Origin of the sequence: Polaromonas sp., assembly GCF_036676035.1 — a bacterium.
Classification (GTDB): domain Bacteria; phylum Pseudomonadota; class Gammaproteobacteria; order Burkholderiales; family Burkholderiaceae_C; genus Polaromonas.
On record NZ_JAKFDR010000114.1, the window covers coordinates 56,288 to 79,000 of the forward strand.

The following is a 22,713-nucleotide window of genomic DNA, read 5'->3' on the forward strand; positions in this document are numbered from 1 at the left end:
CTGTCCCTCTTCTTCTCCCTCTGGGAGAGGGTTGGGTGAGGGCCGGCAGCATCACCATTGCTGGCAGCCCCCATCCCAGCCTTCCCCCAAAGGGTGAAGGTGCAACACCGTGAAGCGGCGTGACTTTTTGGCGGCCTCTGCTCTGCCCATGGGCCTGGCCGGCTGCGACAAGCCGCTTCACATCGAAGGCGGTTTTGTCGGAGTGAGCCACCAGCGCGGCCATGCGCTGCGTGACAAGACCGGCTGGCCGGCGCCTTCAAAAACCCGCCGCACCCGCGTGCTGATTGCCGGCGGTGGGGTCGCCGGCCTGGCGGCGGCGCGTGCGCTGCGCCTGCGCGGCATCCACGACTTCACCCTGCTCGAGCTGGAAGACACGGCGGGCGGCAACAGCCGGGGTGGCCAGGTCCATGGCATCCCCTGTCCGCTGGGCGCCCACTACCTGCCGGTGCCCGGCGATGATGCCCCGGAGGTGCAGGACTTGCTGGAAGAGCTGGGCCTGCGCCAGCGCGTGGCGGGCCGCTGGAGCTACGACGAGCGTCACCTGTGCCACAGTCCGCAGGAGCGCCTGTTTTTCAAGGGGCAGTGGCAGGAAGGCCTGCTGCCGCTGCAGGGTGTCGGCCCGCAAGCGCTGGCGGCGTACCAGCGCTTTGCCCAACGGGTTCAGGACCTTGCGCGCGCCGGCCGATTCACCATTCCCGTATCAAAAATGCCCCTGCTCCCCGTGCACAGGGCGCTGGACGCTATCACTTTTGAAGCATGGCTGGGCCAAAACCAGCTGCTGGAGCCGCACCTACGCTGGTACCTGGACTATTGCTGCCGCGACGACTACGGCGCCGGCATCGCCACGGTGTCGGCTTGGGCCGGCATTCACTACTTCGCCAGCCGCCACGGTTTTCATCCACCCGGTGTTGAGCTGGGCGAGCGTGTCGAGCGCGAGTCCGCCGTGCTGGCCTGGCCGCAAGGCAATGCCTGGTTGACGCAGCGCCTGGCCGCCCCGCTGGGCGAGCGGCTGCTGGCCGGCCGGGTGGTGATGCGCGTGGCGGCTGGCAAACACGGCGTGGAGATTGATGCCTTCGATGCGGCGACCCAAAGCCTTGAGCGCTGGCAGGCCGACCATTGCATCCTGGCCTTGCCGCTGTTTGTGGCCGCGCGGGTGCTGGAAAACCCGCCGCCCGCCCTGCGCGAGGCCGCGGCCCGCCTGTGTTACGCGCCCTGGCTGGTGGCCAATATCCACATCAAGGCCGCGCTGCACGACCGGCCCGGCGCAGCGCCGAGCTGGGACAACGTGATGTATGACGAGCGGGCCACGGCCCAGGGGCTGGGTTATGTAGACGCCATGCACCAGAGCCTGCGGACTGTGCCCGGCGCGACCGTGCTGACTTGTTACCGCGCCTTTGGCCTGGACCCGGCACAACGCCAAAGCCTGTATGAGCAGCCCTGGACGCATTGGCGCGATGCCGTGCTCGAAGAGCTGTCGGTGCCGCACCCCGATTTGCGTGCCAAGGCCACGCGCATGGACATCATGCGCTACGGCCATGCCATGAGCACCCCGGTGCCCGGTATTCGCAGCAGTGCGGCGCTGGCGGCGCTGCAAGGCGCGCAGCCGGCCCCCTGGCAGCGCCTGCATTTCGCACACAGCGACCTGTCGGGCTATTCGGTCTTTGAGGAGGCGTTTACCCAGGGCCACCTGCGCGCCATGGCGCTGGGCTGATCAAGCCGCGTACGCCTCGCCGCTCATTGGCTTATTCACGATTCATTACCCCGGTCCAGCGAGCGCTGCTCGGTCCACTCGGGCGCAAAGCGGTCCACTAGCGCCTGCATCAAGCCGCGCGCCTTGGCCGAGTGGTCGCCGCTGAAATTGCAGACATACACGTCCAGCGTCACGGCTTTTTGCTCGGGCCAGGTGTGCACGCACAGGTGCGACTCGGCCAGCAGCACGGTGGCCGTGATGCCCCCCGGGCCATGCTCTGTGGCGGGGAAGGTGTGAAACAGCTTGTTGACCGGCTGCAGGCCGACGGCGTGCACGGCCCGGACGCACCAGTCGCCCAGTTGCGCAGCATCGGTCAGCCAGGCCGCTTCGCAGCGGCAGTCATGGAGATCGGCTGTGAGGTGCAGGCCTTGCATAAGGGAGGACTTTAAAACACTTTCAAACATCTGCGGGGCCAAAGCCCAGCCTATCCCCAAAACGCTCCCAACCATCCCCAAACTCCCCCAAACCCGGGGGAAACCCGCACCCCCGGTAAAATAGCGGATTAAGCCTCTTTTTTCCCCTTATTTCCCAGAACTTCCCGGAGCTTTGCCTGATGGCCACTACTGAATTAATGGCGAATGCGATCCGCGCGCTCGCAATGGACGCTGTACAACAAGCCAATTCGGGCCACCCCGGCGCCCCCATGGGCATGGCCGACATGGCCGTGGCACTGTGGGGCCGGCACCTCAAGCACAGCCCGCACAACCCCCAATGGTTTGACCGCGACCGCTTTGTGCTGTCCAACGGCCACGGCTCCATGCTGATTTACGCCCTGCTGCACCTGACCGGCTACAAGCTGCCGATGAGCGAGCTGAAAAACTTCCGCCAGCTGCACAGCAAAACCCCGGGCCACCCGGAGTTTGGCTACACCCCCGGCGTGGAAACCACCACCGGCCCGCTGGGCCAGGGCCTGACTAACGCGGTCGGCATGGCGCTGGCAGAAAAGCTGCTGGCCAAAGAGTTCAACCGCGAAGGCCATGACGTCGTCGACCACCACACCTATGTGTTCATGGGCGACGGCTGCCTGATGGAAGGCATCAGCCACGAAGCCGCAGCCCTCGCCGGCGCCTGGAAGCTGGGCAAGCTGATTGCCCTGTACGACGACAACGGCATCTCGATCGACGGCCAGGTCGCGCCCTGGTTCATCGACAACACGCCGCTGCGCTTCGCCGCCTACGGCTGGAACGTGATTGGCCCCCTCGACGGCCACGACGCAGAAGCCGTGTCAAACGCCATTCTTGAGGCGAAAAAGAGCACCGACAAGCCCACGCTGATCGTCTGCAAGACCCACATCGGCAAAGGCTCGCCGAACCGCGCCAACACCGCCAAGGCCCATGGCGAGCCGCTGGGCGCCGAAGAGATCAAGCTCACGCGCGACGAACTGAACTGGCCGCACATCCCGTTCGAGATTCCCAAAGAGACCTACGACGCCTGGGACGCCAAGGCCGCCGGCCTCGCCGCAGAGACGGCCTGGGACGTGAAATTTGCCGCCTACAAAACCGCCCATCCAGAACTGGCCGCGGAATTCACACGCCGCATGAAGGGCGAACTGCCCAAGCGCTTTTCGCAGCTGGCTGTTGATACGGTAATCGGCGCGCACACCCGGACCGAAACCGTGGCCTCGCGCAAGGCCTCGCAAATTGCCCTCGAAGCCTTCACCGCCGGCCTGCCCGAGATGCTGGGCGGCTCCGCCGACCTGACCGGCTCCAACCTCACCAACACCAAGTCAACGCCCAGCCTGCGCTTCGACCTGAACGGCGACGTGGTGCAGACCGAGGCAGCCAACGGCAGCCAGATCGGCGGGCGCCACATCAACTACGGCGTGCGCGAGTTCGGCATGGCCGCCATCATGAACGGCATTGCGCTGCATGGCGGTTTCATCCCCTACGGTGGCACCTTCCTGACCTTCAGCGACTACAGCCGCAACGCCATCCGCATGGCCGCGCTGATGAAGATACGCGTGGTGCATGTGTTCACGCACGACTCCATCGGCCTGGGCGAAGACGGCCCGACGCACCAGTCGATCGAGCACGCCGCCAGCCTGCGCCTGATCCCCAACCTGGACGTCTGGCGCCCCGCCGACACGGCCGAAACGGCGGTGGCCTGGGCCGTGGCGCTGCAAAACAAAAACAAGCCGACGGCCTTGCTGCTCAGCCGCCAAAACCTGCCTTACGCGCCCAAGAGCGACCTCGGCGAAGTCAGCAAAGGCGCTTACGTGCTGGCCGAGCCCGCCGAGGTGGGCCTGAACAAAAAAGCCCAGGCCGTGATCATCGCCACCGGCTCCGAAGTGCAGCTGGCGCTCAAGGCGCAGGAACTGCTTGCTGCCAAAAAGATAGCTGTTCGCGTAGTTTCCATGCCGAGCAACACCACTTTTGACAAACAGGATGCAGCCTACAAAACCGAGGTGCTGCCCGCCGGCATTCCGCGCATCGCGGTCGAGATGGGTGTGACCGACGGCTGGTGGAAATACGGCTGCGCCGCCGTGGTGGGCATAGACACCTACGGCGAGTCCGCGCCCGCCCCCGCGCTGTTCAAGCACTTCGGTTTCACGCCGGAGAACGTGGCCGAGACGGTGCAGGCCGTGCTGTCCAAGGGCGTGTCATCCCGGGCTTGACCCGGGATCCATGCAGCGAATGAGGCGGCATCACCTTTTACCACCATGGATTGCGGATCAAGTCCGCAATGACATCACTACAGATTCATCATTCAGGAGCAAAAGCAAATGACTATCAAGATTGGCATTAACGGCTTCGGCCGCATCGGACGCAACGTGCTTCGCGCAGCCGTGCAAAACTTCAGCGACATCGAAATCGTCGGCATCAACGACCTGCTCGAGCCCGACTACCTCGCCTACATGCTGCAGTACGACTCGGTGCATGGCCGTTTCAAGGGCGATGTCGCGGTCGAGGGTGGCGCCCTCTTCGTCAACGGCAAAAAAATCCGCCTCACGCAAGAGCGCGACCCCGCCAACCTGAAGTGGAACGAAGTCGGCGCTGATGTCGTGATCGAGTCCACCGGCCTGTTCCTGGACAAGGCCTCCGCAGAGAAGCACCTGACGGCCGGCGCCAAAAAAGTCATCATCTCGGCCCCGTCCAAAGATGACACCCCCATGTTTGTCTACGGCGTCAACGACAAGACCTACGCCGGCCAGGTCATCGTCTCCAATGCCTCCTGCACCACCAACGCCCTGGCGCCCGTGGCCAAGGTGCTCAACGACAAGTGGGGCATCAAGCGCGGCCTGATGACCACCGTGCACGCCGCCACCGCCACGCAAAAAACCGTGGACGGCCCCAGCAACAAAGACTGGCGCGGCGGCCGCGGCATTCTGGAAAACATCATCCCCTCCAGCACCGGCGCCGCCAAGGCCGTGGGCGTGGTGATTCCCGAGCTCAACAAAAAACTCACCGGCATGTCCTTCCGCGTGCCCACGTCGGATGTGTCGGTGGTTGACCTGACGGTTGAGCTCGACAAGGAAGCCAGCTACAAAGAGATCTGCGCCGAGATGAAGGCGCAAAGCCAGGGCGCGCTCAAGGGCGTGCTGGGCTACACCGAAGACAAGGTCGTTGCCACCGACTTCCGCGGCGACGCCCGCACCTCCATCTTCGACGCCGACGCCGGCATCGCGCTGGATGGCACCTTCGTGAAGATCGTGGCCTGGTACGACAACGAGTGGGGCTACTCGAACAAGTGCCTGGAGATGGTGCGGGTGGTGGCGAAGTAATTCGCTGCCGGCTTCAACAAGAAACGCGCCTTCGGGCGCGTTTTTTTATAGGGTCGGCGTTTGGGCGATGCCACCTCATGGCTCGCTGCTCTCGCTGCTGTTGTCTTGTGAGTCGGTGCGGCTTTCACCGGGCGGGCGTTGCCGGGGGGCGAAGGGAGCGTGAAGTAAAACGTAGCGCCTTCGCCAACTTTGGCGTCGGCCCAGACCCGGCCGCCGTGCCGGCCGACAATCCGGCTCACGGTGACCAGCCCCGCACCGGTTCCGGGAAACTCATGGTCCGCGTGGAGCCGCTGGAAGGTGCCGAACAGCTTGCCGGCGTAAGCCATGTCGAAGCCGCTGCCGTTGTCTCGCACGAAGAACACCGCTTTGCCGTCGGCGCCGCCCAGCCTGCCGACCTCGATCTCGGTATGGGTCCGCAGGGACGTGAACTTCCATGCGTTGCCCAGCAGGTGCTGCATCGCGATCCGGATCAAGCGCTTGTCGCCGTGGACCCGCAAGTCATCTTCAATGGTGACGGACGCTTCGCGCGGCGGAGAAACGCTGCGGTATTCGCCCATGAGCCGGCGCGAGATGGCGCTCAGATCGACCGGCTCCATGTGCAGCTCGGCACGCGATATCTGAGTCAGGGACAACAGGTCTTCGATCAGTTGCGCCCCCACCACGGCACTGGCCTGAATTCTGGACAGGTAATGCTGCACTTTCTTGCTGGCATGGCCGCCCAGTTCCTTGGCCAGGAGATTGCTGAACGCATTCATGGTGCTCAGCGGCGCGCGCAGATCATGCGATACGGCGTACGCAAATGCCTCGAGCTCCTTGTTGGATTGGCGCAGGGCTGTTTCGGTCTCCGTGAGATCCTGCACGGTCTCTTCCAGACTGCCCATATGCAGCGTCGCTTGCCGCGTCCGCTCCCATTTGGCGGTCAGCGCCCTGGCCAGCTGGCTGACCTCGATCATGTCGAACGGCTTCTTGACGATGAGCAGGCGGTCCTGCGCGTTCAGCCGCGCCTGCACATCCTCCCAGGGGTAGTCGGAGTAGGCCGTGCAGATCACGACCTGCACCTGCGGGTCGATGCGCCAAAGCCGCTCTATCGTCTCCACGCCGTCCCAGCCCGGGGGCATGCGCATGTCCACAAAGGCCATGGCATAGGGATGGCCGGCCTGAACAGCGGCTTCGACCTTGGCCACGCCTTCCTGCCCCTGGTAGGCCGAGTCCAGTTCGAAGCCGTCACCGGACGACGGTGCGGCCTGGCCAAACAGGGCCGCTTCGACCTCGTCCAGATCGCGCGCCGCCGGCCTGGCCGCGAGGATCTTGCGGAAGTCCTCATGGATTGAAGGCATGTCGTCGACCAGCAAAATGTGCCGGTTCTGCTGCGTGTGATTTAGCTGCGTGCTCATGGTTCGGCCTGTGCTGTATCGATCGGGAGTTCCAGCGTGAAAGTTGCGCCCTTGCCGGGGCCGTCGCTGTGGGCCGTGAGGGTGCCGCCCATCTGCCTGGCCGCCAGCGCGCAGCTGTGCAGGCCGAAGCCGTGGCCTGCCTTGCGGGTGGTGAATCCGTGCGAGAAGATCCGCGTCAGGTTCTCCTGCGTGATGCCTTCGCCCTCATCCTTGACGGATACCCGCAAACTGGAGCTGCCGACCATGTCCACACGCAGCGTGAGCTGGTGCGATCCGCCCGCCATGTTCGCCATGGCGTTCTTGGCGTTGCTGATCAGGTTCACCAGGATCTGCAGCACGCGCGCCCGGTCGAGCCGCACCACCGGCACCTGCGCAAACTCCTTGACCACGGTCACCTGATGGCGCGCGAGCGCTCCGCCGTTCATTTGCAGGGCATCCTCCGCCAGGTCGCATATCTGGACCGGCACGACGAGGCTGGACCCTCCCGCGTAGGATTGCTGGGTGGCCACCACGTCCTTGATGTGATCGATGCTTCGGGTGAGGTGCCCCAGTTCCTGGGCCATGCCTTGCTGCTCCTGCGCCAGGGCTTGCGCAATCCTGCTCAGGTAGCCGGGCAGCATCTTGCCCTTGTCGTCAAGGGTCAGAAAATCGCTCAGGTCCGCCGTGTGCTCGTCCATCAATTGCACGGCCCGCGTCAAACCCTGGGCCCTGGAGCTGCGCAGTGTGCTGCTGACCAGGTCGGCAGAGACGTTGACGCCGTTGAGGATGTTGCCCACGTTGTGCAGCACGTTGGTGGCCATCTCCGCCATGCCGGCCTGGCGCGCCGTGGCGACCAGTTCACTTTGTGTTTCGCGCAGTTCATGAACCCGCTGCTCCAGATTTTCATTGGCGCCATGGAGTTCCTGGTTGACGCGGTTGATCACGGCGTGACTGCGCACCAAACGGACCGCCGCATACAGGAGCAGCGCCGCCAGCACCGCCGAGAAAATCAGCAGGTACTCACGGTACTGCCCGCTCTGCGCCGTAGCACGTCGCTGTTCACCGCTCAACGTGTTGTTGAGCTCATCGATACGGGTTTCCGTCGGCACGACAGTGATGCTGCCGAGCAGCTGGTTGACGACCTTTTGCTCGCGCAGGATGGTGCGGACATGCGCGCCGAAAATAGCCAGCCTCTCCCTGATATCCGGTGGAAGAGACTGCGAGGCGGCTTCAAGCTGGCTCAACCCAGCCTGAATTTCAGCGCCCCGCTCATCCGATGCGCTTTGGCTGTACAGCATGCTGGCGAGCAGCAGCTTGTTCACGCTGATCAAGGTGCGCCGGGCTGCCGGCTGTGCGCTTTCACGGGTTTGCACTATCGACTGTTCGATGTCTGCTGCCGCAGTCGGCAAGAAGACCAGCGAGTTGCGCAGCACCGCGTTGTTCGATTTGAATTGTTCGATCAGGGTGGCTTTTTCCTGGATGACGTGGGACAGCGCCGCACGGCCCTCGCCCAACGCGGCAGCTTCGTCGTGTTCTTGGGCCCCCATGTCCGCCGTGAGCTTTTCCAGCAGCCGGTTCAACTCGGTCAGGGAGTCAGCCAGGGGATCGTAGTGCGTGTTGATGCCGATCTTGGACTTCAGAACGTCCAACTCCCATTTGGCATCCAGTTGCTTGAGATGCCGTAGCAAGGCGACATTCTCAAAGTAGTCTGACTCACCAAAGCGCTGTGTTTTGGCATAAAGCAAAACCAGGGCGGATATCAGTATGGCGGTCGCAACCACCATCGGCAGCCAGGTCAATCGATTGGACGCTCTCACGGCTTTGCGTCCAGTTCACCGGTCAGGGTGCCCAAAAACTTGATGATAGCTTCCTTGTCCTCCCTGGAGGCGACGCGGCCGAGCTGGTACCTGAACATGATGTCAACGGCATCTTCCAGCGTCTTCGCGGAGGCATCGTGGAAGTAAGGCGCGGTGAGCGCGACGTTGCGCAGGCTTGGCACCTTGAACACATACTTGTCGCTTTCCACCTTGGTGACGAGATAACGGCCCAGATCGGCCTGCGTCGGATTGCCGCGCTTCTCGAAGTAGTTGCCCATGATGCCAAACTTCTGAAACATATTGCCGCCCACATTCACGCCCTGGTGGCAGGCGACGCATCCATACTGCTTGAACTTGGCATATCCGGCTTTCTCCGGGGCGGAAATGGCGTTGGCGTCACCACGCAGAAATTTGTCAAAGCGTGAATTGGGCGTGATCAGGGTCCGCTCGAAAGTCGCGATGGCATTCTGGATATTCGCCTTGGTGACCCCGTCCTTGTAAGCAAGCGCAAATGCGCTCTTGTACCTGGCGTCCTGCGACACCTTCTGGACGACGTCTTCCCATTTCGAACCCATCTCAACCGGGTTCTGCACGACGTGATCAATTTGTGCTTCCAGCGAGTCGGCGCGGCCGTTCCAGAACTGCTTGAAATTGAGCGCGGCATTGAGCACCGTCGGGGCGTTGACGCCGGTCAGTCCGCCACTCAGTCCAATCGAATACGCGCGACCATCGACGCCGCCCTTGCCCAGATCGTGACAGCTGGCGCAAGACACGCGGCCATTGCCGGACAGGCGCGCATCGCGAAACAGCAGGCGCCCGATTTCGGTGCGAGTCGGATCCTGCGTCAGGGTCAGCGGAACCGGCTGGATCGGCTCATCGAGCAAGGCCGCAGAGGCGCTATGGGATGCCCAGGCGACCACGATGACTATCACGAACTTCAACATGCTCGATGTCGTTGTTTGCATGGTCATGGCCCTTTTTTGCCAGTCCTGTTGTTTTTACCAACTTTGTTGGTTCCAGCTTCAATATGATCAAATCACGGGCATCAATCGTGTAACTAAGGTTTTTTCCGGATTGTCGTACTTTTGAGTATCGCGTAGGAAAAAATTTCATTTGCCCGGAAGATGCGGTTCCAACGCCGGGTTGCGATGCGGAAACCGACGGTTTCAAACAGGCTTCCACTGTTCATCCACCGCAAAGGGATCGCGCATCTCACCCGATTCGGGTGCGCAGCAGTGAGTGAGCCGCAGCGCCTGCATGAGCTGGCGAAGAACAGAAGGCCCTGCGTAAACCACGACGAAGTGAAGAACGCCGGGTTCAGTCTCGCGAAGCGCCAGCTCCCGCGGTGCATTGCCGTCGTGTGGAGACGTTGCGCTCCACGAACCATCGGAATGCTGCTCCCAGCGCAACAGGGGAAAGAGCTGCGCGAGTTGAAGGCGAACATCATCCGCCGAGCCCAAGGCTTCTGCCCGGTTCTCCTTCCACTCAGTCATGGGGCCTGAATCGGCGGCCGCACGGTACAGGTAAAAGTCGAAGCTCATGGCTGATTGTCTCCACTTTTCTCAGCAGTCCGTAACGAAGGCGACGCCACCCATGCTGTCATTCTGAGCAACGCGAAGAATCTTGCCAGCATACCGAGATCCTTCGCTGCGCTCAGGATGACAAAGCATGTCGCACTACTTTCGGACGGCTGAGTCATCGCGGCGTTCGAGATGCGTGGCTTGCCTCTGACGGCAGACTTGCTGCGTGAGGCGTTGGCTTTGATTTGATAAAGCGAGCGTTTCTTGCAACGGCAACCCCAGAGGCGAATGGTCAAAAAGCTTCATGGGGGCGGATCAAGGGTCTGTACTATTTGCGCCGCCCTCGTTCCAGCCCTCGACGTTGACCGCATACCGCGTGGCCTTGCCAACACCCTCAACCCTCAGCAATCCGCTGCGCAGCAACTCTGACAGGTCACGGGTTGCAGTCGCTTTTGACGCACCCGTGATCTTGCTGTATTTGTCAGCCGTCATCCCACCCAGAAAGCCGCCGTCGCCTGCTTCAAGCAAGCGGCTCAAAATTTTGCTCTGGCGTTCATTGAGAGAAATGCCTGAAGCACGTAACCGGAATGCCGCTTTCTCCAGCGCCTGCTTCACCACTGCCTGCGACTTGATGCAGCACGCCGTGAAAGCACGCACAAACCATTGAACCCAGGGCGTGACATCCAGATCGCCCAGCTGCGCGTGATTCAACGCGTCGTAGTACGCCGCTCTTGACGCCAGCATTTGCCGCGAGAGTCCGAACAAACGCGTGGGCGATCCCAGGTCTTGCGCTATCGCCATGTCCACAATCGCCCTGCCCAGCCGGCCATTGCCATCTTCAAACGGGTGAATTGACTCGAACCACAGATGCGCGATGGCTGCGCGGACAATTCCGTTGACGGAGGGCGCAGAACGGGCCGGTGTGCTGTGAGAAAGGGGTGTTGCCGTGGGGTGTGAAGGGCGCGTTTCCTCAAACCATGCCAGATACAACCGCATCTCCGCAGCGACATTGCTTGATGCCGGTGCGGTGTAGTGCACCACTTCCCGGCCTTGCCGCCCGCTGACGATCTGCATCGGATCTGCATGGTCACGATATCGCCCAACCGCAATCCTGCGGATCCCCGTCGTGCCTCCCGGGAACAAGGCTGATTGCCAGCGGCATAAACGGTCTTCATCCAGCGCAGACTGATAGCCGTTCGTCGCGTCTTGCATCACCTCCACCAGACCATCAACGACGCGGTCGTGGGTGGGCAAGTCTGCCAGGCCTAGCCTGCGATAAACCGAAGACCGGACCGCCTCCAGATCCAGTTTTTCTCCTTCAATGGCCGCCGTAGCCATGGCTTCCTGAACCCATAACTCGCGGGTGACCTCTTGCGCGTCTGCCATCCCGATGGCTTCCATCTGCCCCAAAAGGCGGCCCTGCTGCAAGCGTGCCAAATTCAGGTCGTATTCAAGGGCACCCGCATCAAATACAAGTCCTGGCCAGCCCGGGCGCTGCCAGAGGTAGGTCTGTTTGAAGGAAGAGGTTTGAGGGGCCATGATGCGTATTTTAGCAAATACGGCTCAAAAAATGAGCTGTATTGGCGAGAAAGCGGCTCAGCCGCCGCTGCACCCTGGGCACCTGTACCCTAAATAACATTCTTCTCCAGCAAGGCCCGCCCCTCCACCAGCCTTTGCACCGACAGCGGCGACAAGTCCAGGCTGGTGTAGGCGCCATCGGCTATCCATTCGGCCAGGCCGCGCCCCACCGCCGGCGCCTGCTGCAGGCCGTGCCCGCTGAAGCCGTTGGCCAGCAGCAAATTGGACAAGGCCGGGTGCGGCCCCAGCAGGGCATTCTGGTCATGGGTGTTGTATTCGTAGTAGCCGGCCCAGGCGCGCTGCATGCGCACGGCCTCAAAGCCCGGCACCCGGTGCGCCAGCGCCAGCCAGGCCTGGTCGAACAAGTCGTAGTCGACCTCCAGCGGCACGTCGTTGTCATCCTGCGGCGGCGGCAGGCCGCAAATCCAGATGTTGCCTTCGGGCCGAAACCACAGCCCGCTCGGGTCAATCACCAGCGGGCAATCCGGCGTCTTCGCGGGGCTGGAAAACGCATACACGCAGCGCTTGCGCCCATACACCGGCAAGTCCAGCCCGGTACCGGCCAGCAAGGGCCTGGCCCAGGCGCCGGCCGCATTTACCGCCCAGTCGCACGCCAGTTGTGTGCCGCCTTCCAGCGTCACCGCATTCACGCGGCCCTGGCTGTGTGCAAAGCCGGTCGCCTGCGCCTTCACGTACTGCACACCCAGGCTGCGCGCCTTGTTCTTGAAAGCCATCAGCAAGCCGTAGCCGTCAAACCAGCCTTCACCATCCAGTCCCAGCGAGGCCAGCGCCAGGTCGTCTACCTGCAGCCACGGAAAGCGCTGCTGCAGCGCAGCCGGCTCCAGCAGCGCCACCGCTACGCTATGCGCACGCTGGGTGGCGTGGTTCTCGCGCAAGGTGGCCGCGCCGGCTTCAGTGGCCAAATACAAATAGCCCTTTTCTGTCAGTCCGATGTCGGGCACGTCCCCGTCCACCGCCAGGTGCTGCTTGATGTTGCGCAAAAACTCAATGCCGAACTGCGAGATCGCAATGTTCACCGGCGCCGAGAACTGCTGGCGTATGGAACTGGCCGATAGCGCCGAGGAGGCCTGCGCATAAGTCGGGTCGCGCTCTATCACGGTGACCTCGCCGCGAAAGCGCGCATGTGCTGCCAAAAAGCAGGCGAGCGCGCTGCCTATCACGCCACCACCGACGATGACTACCTTCTGTGTTGCCTGGCCCATCTTTTCCGTACTCCTCATCCTGCTTGGATGGTGCTCATCCTACCTATGGGCCTTGAAACCCCCGCCGCCCGCCACAATAATCCAAAGCACAGGCAACCGCCACCGACAAGCGCGCAACGGTTCTCCTGCACCACTTCATGGAACACAACTGTCATGCCCCAACACATCGGTATTGTTGGCTGCTCCGCCGAAGGCGCAGCGCTTTGTTACAAGACCATCTGCGCTGAAGGCGCGCAGCAGCTCGGTGCGCACGCGCATCCCGAGGTCTCTATGCACACGCCCTCGCTCGCCGAGTACGTGGACTGCCTCGATCGCGGCGACCTGCAGGGCGTGGCTGAGCTGATGCTCGCCTCCGCCAACAAGCTTGCGAAAGCCGGCGCCGACTTCCTGATCTGCCCCGACAACACCATCCACCAGGCGCTTCCTTACGTCGAGGCGCGGTCCCCGCTGCCCTGGCTGCACATTGCCGAGGTCGCCGCCGCCGAGGCCGTCCGGCGCGGGTTCCAGCGCATCGGCATCACCGGCACGCGCTGGCTGGTTGACAGCGAGGTCTACCCGGAAAAGCTCACGGCGCGCGGACTGGCGTATGTGCGCCCGAGCGATGCGGAACGCGACGAGATCAACCACATCATCATGGACGAGCTGGTGTGCGGCGTCTTCAAGCCCGAGGCGGTCGCCTGCTTTCAGCGGGTCATGGCACGGATGAAAGACGAGGGCTGCGACGCCGTGGTACTCGGCTGCACCGAGATCCCGCTGATCATGAACGACTCGAATTCTCCGCTGCCGACGCTGGACTCCACGCGCCTGCTGGCGCGGGCGGCGCTGCGCCGGGCGGTGCAAGGCACGGCAAAGCAGTCGGCCTGAGACGCGCAGCGGCCCTCAGCGCGGCCGGCGCCAGAATGAGTTGACCTTGCAGCGGCCCTTGTCGCATGATCTTTGACAGGGTCGCTTTGAAACCCCACCGTTTGCGGCGTCGGCGGGTTCCAGAGCTTTGACTTTTTGAAAAAACCACAGCCCATCAAGCAAGTGCCACCATGCGGAACGAACCCAGAGCAGTACGGCCGACCGGCCGAGCCACGCCCCCGCCTCGCCAGCGCCACAGCGGCCAGCTGCGCGACGACGTTGAGTTTCTTCGCGGCTTTCTGCGCCACCCGGCTCGGGTGGGCTCCATCGTGCCGAGCTCGCGCTGGCTGGAGCAGCTGCTGGTGCGCGAGGCCCGGGTGGCCGAAGCGCACACCGTGGTTGAGCTGGGCCCGGGCATCGGTGGCACCACCGCTGCCTTCTTGCACGTCATGCCGCTTGCGGCCCGGCTGCTGGCGATAGAGCTCGACGCCAACTTTTACCAGCACCTGCGCAGCACGGTGCAAGACCCGCGCTTCACGCTGGAACTGGGCAGCGCCGAGCAGTTGGAGGACTTGTTGGCCGCCTTGGGCCTGCCGGCGCCGGATGCCATCGTCTCGGGCATTCCATTTTCAACCATGGCGCTCGAAGCCGCCGACCGAATCGCCGCGACCATCGCCAAGGTGCTGCGACCCGGCGGCCGCTTTGTGGCCTACCAGCTGCGCGCGCACGTGGTCGATTTTGTCTCGCCCTATCTCGGCGAGCCTGACAAGCGGTGGGAGCTTGTGAACGTGCCGCCGTTGCGCGTGTTCACCTGGGTCAAGCCCGAGGGCAGTGCGAAAGCGCCGTAGCGGGCACTTCTTCAGGTAACACGCCCCGCGCAGGCCTGGTGGCATTCGGCGGCAAGTCCATGCATAAAATTGACATATAGCCCAATAACAACGGGCGTTGGCAGCTATGAATACAGGAGCGAGCCGGCCGCCCCGAACGCGGTCAGCGCCCTCAGCGCTGCTTCGTCACAAAGCCGATCACCAACCCCTTGGCCGTAACCGTGATGGCGCCTGGCTCAAGCCCCATGCCGTCTGCCAGCATCAAATCCTGCGGGCGCAGCCGGTGCAGGATGACTTCCTGCAGCGCCTGCTCGGCCAGTGCCGGGCCATAGGCATCAAGCAGCTCCGAAGGGCCGGGTGGCAGACCGGCAAAGCGCAGCGAATTCACGCGCAGCTGATGGGCGCGAATCGACTGGTCACTGGCTTCATAGCGCAGCGCAAAATCCAGGTCGAACGTGCCCGCATAGCTGCGCCGCAAGGCCGGGCCGGCCACTTTAACGGCCATCTCCGTTCCCAGGCGGTTCACGTCAGGCAGTAGGCGCAGGCGGGGCGCCTGCAGGTCAAGATTAAGCAGCCCAGCCACGGGATAACGCATCGGGAACCGCTGCGCCACGGCCTCCTGCAATTGTTCGCTGGATACCGTGTAGCTGGGCTGGGCGCGCGCATCCGGCAGGGCCAGCAAACCGGCCCCGCCCAATGCCATCGAGGTGGCCAGGGTCAACAACCATTTGCATTTCATCCGCGTCATTCTTTCTCCGCTGGACCGTGGGTCGGGCTTGACCCCAACCCTGCCACATCGGCCCGTACCGACTATCGACCCACCACCGACCAACCCGCCTTGAGGTTGGCCTTGTCGTTCTCGTATTCCCATGCGGTGCCGCAGCGGTCGCAGCGGTACTTGGTGATGGTGACCAGATGGCCGCCGCGCTTTTCCTGCCGGTTGCCGCCCTGCACCAGCTCGGGGTGCCCGGGGGCCTTGCGCCAGTTGCGCTGGATGCCGGCGCATGAATCGCACAGCGCCATCTTCTTCAATTCGTTTTGTCGGTTCGGGTCTTGGGTCATGGTGCTGCTCTTGTCTTGATGTAGGGCGAGGTTGCCTTGGGTGTTGGGGTCGATTGTCGCTCTTGGGTCGCCCGCGTGGCGGCGTCTGGTTGGACGCCAGTATGGTGCGCTCGAAGTTCCAGAACTTATGGGGGCGCCGGCAGTGTCGGTGTTTGCGGGTGTCGAACTCACGCTCCCGGCCAGTCCCGGCCGTTCACGCAGGTCGAAAATCAGCACGCGAACGGGCAGGTATCAAGGTCCAGCGGGCGTACCCGGTTGAGCGCCCGTGGTGGCGTGCTCGCCAATGCGGTCATTCAGCCCAGGTGCCTGCCTTTGCGTCCGGATCAGTCATGGAGAGCTGTCCGTCACGCTGCTCTTCATCTGCTCGCCGATCTCTCCCAGAGAGCGCATCTGTTCTTTGACCTTGGCGAGCTTCTCCTTGAGGTCACGGCTCGGCGGCACGGTCGATGCATCGCGGTCGGCGCGGTCCAGTTCAGCCAGGTAGCGCGATGCTCTGCTCTAGCTGCTGCATGCGTGCCCGCAGCTTGCGATTCGTGAAGTTCTTGTCGCGGTTGTTGACCGCCTTGAACTCGCTGCCGTCGATGGCGCGATGCCATCGGTGAACAGCTTCAACCTCCGACACAGCACCACGAATTCGCGACAGACCTTGCGGATGGCATCGCCGTGGTCCTTGCGAAAGTCGGCGATCGTTTTGAAGTCCGGGGCCAATCGCCCGGGGAGCAACATCAGCTCGACGTTGCGTTGCGCTTCGCGTTCCAGTCGCCGGCTCTACACAGACTGAAGGAAAAGAATGACCTGCCTGTGCGGGGCCGGCCGGCGCACGAGCACGGCCAGCCCCTGCATGCTACACGGTGGCAACGTCACTCGGCCTTGTAGCCCGATGCCTTGATGGGCCGTTCCCAGCGCCTGAGCTCGGCGGCCTGGGTCTCGCCGAGCTGCTGCGGGCCGGCGTAGTTCGTATTCAGGCCGATCTCGCGGACGCGCGCCTGGAGATCGGGTGCCTTGAGCACTTCGGCCATCGCGTCGGACAGGCGCTTGACCTTGTCGGCCGGCAGGCCTGCCGGGGCGAACAGGCCGACGAAGGCCTCCGCCGTGGCGTCGATTCCGGCCTCCTTGAGCGTGGGCACGTCGGGCAGCACCGGCGATCGCGCGTTGCCCGTGACCGCGAGGATGCGCAGGCGGCCCGCGCGGTGATGCTCGATGGTCTCCGATGCCGTGTCCACCATGATGGGAATCTGACCGCCCAGCAGATCGGACACCGCCGGCGCGCCGCCCTTGTAGGCCACGTGCGTGAGCGGCACGCCTGAGGCCTGCGACAGCAGCACGCCCGCAAAGTGCGGCACGGTGCCCGCGCCCGAAGTGCCGTAGTTGGCGCGGACCGGGTTGGCCTTGAGCCAGTTCAGCACCGCGCGGATGTCGCCGGCCGGCGCCGCCGGACCCGCCGTCACCGCGAAGTCGAAGGTCACCACACGCGCGATGGGCGTGAAGTCCTTCACCGGGTCGTAGTTGAGGTGGTAGACCCATGGCGAGATCACCAGCGCGCCGCTGGGCGAAATTACCAGCGTGTTGCCGTCGGCCGGCGCGCGCTTTACTTCCCCAAGCACCAGGCGCCCGCCAGCTCCGGGCTTGTTCTCGACGATCACCTGCTGGTCGAGCAGCGGGCGCAGGCGCTCGGCCAGCAGCCGCGCCACGATATCTACCGAGCCGCCGGGCGCGAAGCCGACCAGCAGCTTGACGGGGGGCTTGTCCTGCGCAAGGGCGCCCATGGGCAGCGCGGCGGCCAGCGCCATGGTTGCAGCCACCCAGTTGAAAACACGTCGCTTCATCATGGTGAGAGTCTCCTTGTTCAGTCGAAGTCGATCAGAAACCGAATACGCGCATGGCATTGCTCGAACGCACGGCGTCGCGCTGCGCGGCGGACAGCCGCTCGGTGTTGGCGAAGGATCCGCGCGTGTCGTGAACCTGGTGCGGCCAGTCGGTGCCGAACATCACGCGGTCGGCGCCGACGACCGAGATCAGGAACTCCAGCGAAGCCGGACTGTACGAGATGCAGTCGTAGTGGATGTGGCGTAGGTAGTCGATGGGCGTGCGCTGCATCTTGCGCCGCTGGGGGATCTCGACCTCGTGGCCCTTCTCGAAACGGCCGGCCAAGTAGGGCAAGGCACCACCCGCATGCGAGGCGATGATCTTGAGGTTAGGGTATTGGTCGAAGAAGCCCTCGAAGATCATGCGCGTGATGGCGAGCGTGGTGTCGAACATGAAGCCCACGGACCAGCTCAGGTCGAACTTCGTCATGTCCATCAGGTCGACGCCCGGCGGGTCGGTGGGGTGCACCAGCACCGGCAGCGCGCGACGGTCGATTTCGGCCCAGATGGGTGCGAAGGCCGGGTCGGTCAGGCTGCGGCCGGCGATGTTGGCCAGCACCATGACGCCGCTCGCACCGTTGTTGCAGGTGCGCTTGAGCTCGTCGAGCGCGCGCTGCGGGTATTCCCACGGCAGCGAGGTGAACCAGCGCAGCCGGCTCGGGTGCGCCGCCTGCGCCTGCGCCAGCGAATCGTTGGATTCGCGCGCCGCTTCGCAGCTGGTTTCCTCGTCGCCCCAGAACACGTTGGGGCAAGTCAGCGACATCACCGAGATGTCGATGCCGGCCGCGTCCATGTGCTGGATGCGTAGGTCGTAGTCGAAGTGCCCTTTCTGTGGGATGACCACGGGCGTGTCGCCACGGAATACCTCGTGCTGGCCGTCGGGCCGTGTCTGGATGTTGTAGAGGCCGCCCTTGCGCTTGAGCAGCTCCAGCCAGGGCCGGGTGAAGATATGGGTGTGTACGTCGATGACGGGCATCAAGGGGTCTCCTGTGGTGTGTGTGAGTGACGGATGTTCGATCGAGGCCTAGCCGCTACTGTAGTGATCTGGCATAAGCGTATTCACAGATATAGTGATGGTAGGATAAGTAAACACCTATGCCAGACCGACTCACCGCCCTGGCCCTTGAAACGCTGGGCCGCATGCGCTCGCGCCTGAAGGCGCGCCACCTCAACCTGCTGGTCGCGCTGAGCCAGTACGGCTCGCTCTCCCGCGTGGCGCAAGAATGGGGGGTGACCCAGCCCTACTTGACGCAGATGCTGGCCGAGATCGAATCAATGATGGGCACGGCGCTGTTCACGCGGCAGCGCGGTGGCGTCACGCCCACGCCCGTGGGGCGCATCGCGATCTCGCGCGCATCGCGCCTGCTGGCCGACCTGCAGGACTGGGCCAACGACATGGCCGCAACCCGGCTGGGCTTCACCGAACGGCTCAGCATCGGCGTGATCCACTACCTGTCCGGCCAGTTGCTGTGTGACACGCTCTCGCGCACGCGCGAGCAGGTCGGGCCCTTCGTGCTCTCGGTGGAGGAAGCCACCAGCGACCGCCTGCTGGCCCTGCTTCGCGAGCACCGGCTCGAAGGCGTTGTGGCGCGCGCGCGGGGCGCGGCGCAGGTGCGTGACCTGCGCTGCGACATCCTGTTCCGCCAGCGCCCCGCGCTGGTGTGCCACCCCAAGACCGCCAAGCATTTGGGCAAGCGCGCGCTGGACTGGCACGAGCTCGCCACCATGGACTGGGTCCTGCCGCCCGCGGGCACGGCGCTGGGCGCCTCGGTGCTGGACCTGTTCCTGCACGTGGGAGAGGAGCCGCCGGTGCCGGCCATCGAAACCCATTCGCTCAAGATCGTCGGCCGCATGATCGAGCGCAACCCGTCGATGGTGGCCATGGTGCCCGCCGACGTGGCGCACGATCTCGCCACCCGCGCGCACGTGGCCAGCGTGACCTGCGACTTGGAGTGGCCGCTGCCGCCGGTGGCGCTTTACCGGCGCCAGGGCGCGGGTGACTCACCCACCATGGCGACCTTTGTGCGCACGCTGATGACCCTGTGCAAGGAGCGGTTCTGATGACCTCCGCCGCACTGCGCACCATTCGATGAGGTGAGGCAGGATCACTCAATTCACTCTTTACATGAAAGGCCAGCCAGCCAAATCAGCGCTGATGACAACCCAACAACCACGGCGACGGGATCTCGCAAGTGGGCCATGCGGTTGTCCGACGACCGCTTTCCGCAAGTGCCAGTACCCGCTACGGGTCGCGAGCGCCAGATCGCGCTCCCGCAAAGCTGCTGTTCGAGGTTGAGTTCGTCATGGCCGACGCCAGACCCTCGCGAATGACCGCTGCTTGCAAACTGTGATTCCGCGTCACGTTGGCCGACCAGCAGCTTCCTGGGTAGAGCTGCCAATCGGTCAGAACGCCCGCCACGGACTCCTTTGGGCCGGTTTCCGTCGTTGGTACCGTGAAAGTGCGCGTCGGCCATGAGCTTGATCCCATTTGCGGATACGAATACGATGCCACTTGATCGGCGCCGTGGCGGACGATCGCGCATGCGCGCCACCCCATGGTATGCAAGTTGCCGAAGTAGTCCGGCTGCCTGCGCGGCTTGAATGCACGTATCTGTCCCAACTTAGGAGAACCAAGATGGTCAGCAAGAACACGATTTGTCTCTGGTACGACGGCACCGCGCTGGACGCCGCGAAGTTCTACGCCGAGACGTTCCCCGACAGCGCGGTGGGAGCCGTTCATCGCGCGCCTGGCGACTATCCCTCGGGCAAGCAGGGCGATGTCTTGACGGTCGAGTTCACGGTGATGGGCATCCCTTGTCTCGGCCTGAATGGCGGCCCCGAGTTCAAGCACAACGAGGCTTTCTCGTTCCAGGTTGCAACCGACGACCAGGCCGAAACCGATCGCTTGTGGAACGCGATCGTCGGCAACGGCGGCCAGGAAAGCGAATGCGGCTGGTGCAAGGACAAGTGGGGACTGTCGTGGCAGATCACGCCACGAGCCCTCACGGCCGCATACACCGATCCTGATCGCGCGGCAGCCAAGCGCACGTTCGAAGCCATGATGGGGATGAGAAAGATCGACATCGCCGCGATCGAAGCGGCTCGGCGCGGCTGACGCTCCCGATGCCGGCCCAGCCCCCGTCGCCGCGATAAGTACAGAACAGAGTGACGCACCACACTAGGCGCCACTGCCCTGCGGCAAACGCAGGCCGCGCAAACGCTGGTGCGCAGGCGTTCACCCACGCTCCAGTACAGGCGGGTGAGCTCAGCATTCACCGCGCCGGCCAGGCGCTGGCGGCTGCTGGCAATCAGCGCGTGCAGCTCGGCATAAAGAGGCTGCTCATCAGGCGAAACTCTCATCGCTGTTGAGAGTTTTCCAAGTTCCGTTGTGGCGGGTGGTTTGCTCATGCCAGCCCCCCTCACCGCCTCGCCATCCACAATCGCTTCTGCTCGCGGTTGCTAGGCGCCAGTTTTCGGTTGGTGCTCCTTTTCAGGCGCGATTAAGATAAATTGGTCTTCAGTCATTGTCCTGTATGCGTGAGTAGCTATTAAATAAGGAGCAAATGCACGGGTGAGAAATCAGGACCGCGCCGGAATCCCCTGCCCGCGCACCGCCGCCGGCCGCGCCACAAACGCCACCAAGGCGCGGCTGGCGAGCTGCTAATGAACCGTTGAGCGCCAAAAAATTGCGTTCGAATGCTGCTTGTCTATTTAAATTAGACAAAGTATTGCTTTAAATTGGTCGATATTTAAGTTCTAATTAGTCAAACCTCTTCAACCCTGGATCCCAAGGCATGACTACTGCTCTCCCGCCCTCATCCAGCGCCGCCATCCCCCGCCATGTTCAGGGCAAGATCGCAACCGCCTTGCAAGACACGCGCGTGGTATTGGTCGTTGGGCCACGGCAGGCGGGCAAGACCACGTTGGCTCGGCTCTATGCGACCCGTGATCGCCCCTACCTCACACTGGACGACCCTGCTACCTTGGCGGCGGCGCGGTCAGACCCCGCTGGGTTCGTGCGTGGCTTGAAGCAAGCCATCATCGACGAAGTGCAGCGCGCGCCAGACTTGTTGCTGGCCATCAAGGAAAGTGTGGACAAAGATCAAACGCCGGGTCGCTTCTTGTTGACCGGGTCCACCAACCTGATGGCCATGCCCATGGTGGCCGACTCGTTGGCGGGCAGGCTCGAAGTCATTACCCTGCTGCCCTTCGCCCAGGCCGAACTGGTGGGAACAAAGGGCGACCTGTTGGATCGTCTGTTTGACGGCGCCGGTTTGCCAGGTGTGGTCAGCCCTCTGGTGGGTGACGATCTGATGGATTGCGTGCTCAAGGGCGGCTACCCCGAAGCGCTGCGCCGTACCAGTGTCAGCCGCCACCAGGCCTGGCTGCAAGACTATGTGGCGCTCATTCTGGACAGGGATGTGCGCGATATCGCCAACATCGACCAGCTAGACCGCATGCCGCGCCTGCTCGACGTATTGGCCGCCCACGCCGGGCAGTTGGTCAACCACAGCAGCTATGGCGCTGCACTCGGGCTTACGACGCCCACGGCGCAGAAATATGTGGGAATTTTGGAGCGCTTGTTTCTGACGCGGCAGGTGCAGCCCTGGTCCAGCAACGCCGTCAGCCGACTCACCAAAACACCCAAGCTCCATTTTCTGGACACCGGTTTGCTTGCCGCGCTGCGCGATGTTACTGCCGCCCAACTGCAAAAAGACCGCACCGCCTATGGTCCGCTATTAGAGAATTTCGTCGTGTCCGAAGTCCTCAAGCTCACCACTTGGTCCGAGAAGCGGCTGCGCATCTCACACTTTCGAACCAAGGAGCAAGACGAGGTGGACCTGGTTCTGGAAGACCGGCGCGGGCGCGTCATCGGCATTGAGGTCAAAGCATCGGCCACCGTGCGAGCGCAAGACCTGCGTGGCCTGCGCAAACTGCAAGAGGCCGTGGGTGACAAATTTGTGCAAGGACTGGTGCTACACGACCATGACCGCATCACACCGTTTGACGAGAGACTGCACGCAGCACCGGTGTCACTGCTGTGGCAGGCCGCGCCTCTACCGCATGGACCTGTTTAACGACCTGCCCCCGCCCCCGGCGCTTGCGGCTGGTGCATGGCGGTGTGGGGCAGAGG

The 22,713-nt window shown here is 63.4% G+C and carries 19 protein-coding genes and 1 pseudogene; 8 read left to right on the forward strand and 12 right to left on the reverse strand.

The window, feature by feature from the left end:
• Positions 1-109: 109 nt before the first annotated feature.
• Positions 110-1,711, forward strand: coding sequence for an FAD-dependent oxidoreductase (locus tag V6M61_RS17675; RefSeq protein WP_442957805.1), 1,602 nt, complete (start codon positions 110-112; stop codon positions 1,709-1,711).
• Positions 1,712-1,746: 35 nt separating this feature from the next.
• Here the strand turns inward: V6M61_RS17675 and V6M61_RS17680 are convergent, their stop codons facing one another.
• The gene (locus V6M61_RS17680; RefSeq protein WP_332777905.1) at positions 1,747-2,124 is read right to left on the reverse strand and encodes an S-adenosylmethionine decarboxylase family protein; all 378 of its coding nucleotides are present in this window, start codon (positions 2,122-2,124) and stop codon (positions 1,747-1,749) included.
• Between the two features lie 179 nt (positions 2,125-2,303).
• On the opposite strand from V6M61_RS17680, the gene tkt reads away from it, so the two are divergent.
• Both tkt and gap read left to right on the forward strand, forming a co-directional pair.
• Positions 2,304-4,364 (forward strand): transketolase, encoded by a 2,061-nt coding sequence (tkt, locus tag V6M61_RS17685; protein WP_332777906.1) that lies wholly within the window; start codon positions 2,304-2,306, stop codon positions 4,362-4,364.
• 108 nt (positions 4,365-4,472) lie between these two features.
• Entirely contained in the window at positions 4,473-5,471 is a 999-nt protein-coding gene (gap, locus tag V6M61_RS17690) for a type I glyceraldehyde-3-phosphate dehydrogenase (protein WP_332777907.1), read from the forward strand.
• On the opposite strand, the gene V6M61_RS17695 is transcribed toward gap, so the two are convergent.
• From V6M61_RS17695 to V6M61_RS17720, 6 genes are all read right to left on the reverse strand, one after another.
• Positions 5,426-6,865, reverse strand: coding sequence for a sensor histidine kinase (locus V6M61_RS17695; protein ID WP_332777908.1), 1,440 nt, complete (start codon positions 6,863-6,865; stop codon positions 5,426-5,428). The genes gap and V6M61_RS17695 overlap by 46 nt on opposite strands.
• A complete protein-coding gene (locus V6M61_RS17700; RefSeq protein ID WP_332777909.1) occupies positions 6,862-8,661 on the reverse strand; it encodes a DAHL domain-containing protein in 1,800 nt (599 codons plus the stop codon). The genes V6M61_RS17695 and V6M61_RS17700 overlap by 4 nt, the downstream gene beginning before the upstream one ends.
• The gene (locus V6M61_RS17705) at positions 8,658-9,632 is read right to left on the reverse strand and encodes a cytochrome-c peroxidase (RefSeq protein WP_332777910.1); all 975 of its coding nucleotides are present in this window, start codon (positions 9,630-9,632) and stop codon (positions 8,658-8,660) included. Before V6M61_RS17705 ends, V6M61_RS17700 begins: the two co-directional genes overlap by 4 nt.
• Before the next feature lie 195 nt (positions 9,633-9,827).
• Complete coding sequence (locus V6M61_RS17710; RefSeq protein ID WP_332777911.1) at positions 9,828-10,202, reverse strand: hypothetical protein; 375 nt, start codon at positions 10,200-10,202, stop codon at positions 9,828-9,830.
• A gap of 294 nt (positions 10,203-10,496) precedes the next feature.
• A complete protein-coding gene (locus tag V6M61_RS17715) occupies positions 10,497-11,720 on the reverse strand; it encodes a Fic family protein (RefSeq protein WP_332777912.1) in 1,224 nt (407 codons plus the stop codon).
• 89 nt (positions 11,721-11,809) lie between these two features.
• Positions 11,810-12,982, reverse strand: a complete 1,173-nt coding sequence (locus tag V6M61_RS17720; RefSeq protein ID WP_332777913.1) for an NAD(P)/FAD-dependent oxidoreductase — start codon at positions 12,980-12,982, stop codon at positions 11,810-11,812.
• Positions 12,983-13,135: 153 nt separating this feature from the next.
• Here V6M61_RS17720 and V6M61_RS17725 point away from each other — a divergent pair, with 153 nt between their 5' ends.
• Both V6M61_RS17725 and V6M61_RS17730 read left to right on the forward strand, forming a co-directional pair.
• Positions 13,136-13,846, forward strand: a complete 711-nt coding sequence (locus V6M61_RS17725) for an aspartate/glutamate racemase family protein (protein ID WP_332777914.1) — start codon at positions 13,136-13,138, stop codon at positions 13,844-13,846.
• A gap of 170 nt (positions 13,847-14,016) precedes the next feature.
• The gene (locus V6M61_RS17730; protein WP_332777915.1) at positions 14,017-14,673 is read left to right on the forward strand and encodes a class I SAM-dependent methyltransferase; all 657 of its coding nucleotides are present in this window, start codon (positions 14,017-14,019) and stop codon (positions 14,671-14,673) included.
• Between the two features lie 151 nt (positions 14,674-14,824).
• On the opposite strand, the gene V6M61_RS17735 is transcribed toward V6M61_RS17730, so the two are convergent.
• The 5 genes and pseudogenes from V6M61_RS17735 to V6M61_RS17755 form a co-directional block, all read right to left on the reverse strand.
• Positions 14,825-15,391 carry a DUF1439 domain-containing protein gene (locus V6M61_RS17735; RefSeq protein WP_332777987.1) on the reverse strand — a complete coding sequence of 189 codons (567 nt, stop codon included), beginning with the start codon at positions 15,389-15,391 and terminating at the stop codon, positions 14,825-14,827.
• A gap of 71 nt (positions 15,392-15,462) precedes the next feature.
• Entirely contained in the window at positions 15,463-15,714 is a 252-nt protein-coding gene (locus V6M61_RS17740; protein WP_332777916.1) for a hypothetical protein, read from the reverse strand.
• A gap of 307 nt (positions 15,715-16,021) precedes the next feature.
• Positions 16,022-16,482, reverse strand: a pseudogene (locus V6M61_RS17745) (transposase); the annotation flags it as partial.
• A 92-nt stretch (positions 16,483-16,574) separates the two neighbouring features.
• Positions 16,575-17,543, reverse strand: coding sequence for a Bug family tripartite tricarboxylate transporter substrate binding protein (locus V6M61_RS17750; RefSeq protein WP_332777917.1), 969 nt, complete (start codon positions 17,541-17,543; stop codon positions 16,575-16,577).
• Positions 17,544-17,574: 31 nt separating this feature from the next.
• Entirely contained in the window at positions 17,575-18,555 is a 981-nt protein-coding gene (locus V6M61_RS17755) for an amidohydrolase family protein (RefSeq protein ID WP_332777918.1), read from the reverse strand.
• Between the two features lie 119 nt (positions 18,556-18,674).
• On the opposite strand from V6M61_RS17755, the gene V6M61_RS17760 reads away from it, so the two are divergent.
• From V6M61_RS17760 to V6M61_RS17770, 3 genes are all read left to right on the forward strand, one after another.
• Complete coding sequence (locus tag V6M61_RS17760; protein ID WP_332777919.1) at positions 18,675-19,640, forward strand: LysR substrate-binding domain-containing protein; 966 nt, start codon at positions 18,675-18,677, stop codon at positions 19,638-19,640.
• Positions 19,641-20,214: 574 nt separating this feature from the next.
• Positions 20,215-20,694 (forward strand): VOC family protein, encoded by a 480-nt coding sequence (locus V6M61_RS17765; RefSeq protein WP_332777920.1) that lies wholly within the window; start codon positions 20,215-20,217, stop codon positions 20,692-20,694.
• Positions 20,695-21,373: 679 nt separating this feature from the next.
• Positions 21,374-22,657 (forward strand): ATP-binding protein, encoded by a 1,284-nt coding sequence (locus V6M61_RS17770; protein WP_332777921.1) that lies wholly within the window; start codon positions 21,374-21,376, stop codon positions 22,655-22,657.
• Positions 22,658-22,713 lie beyond the last annotated feature (56 nt).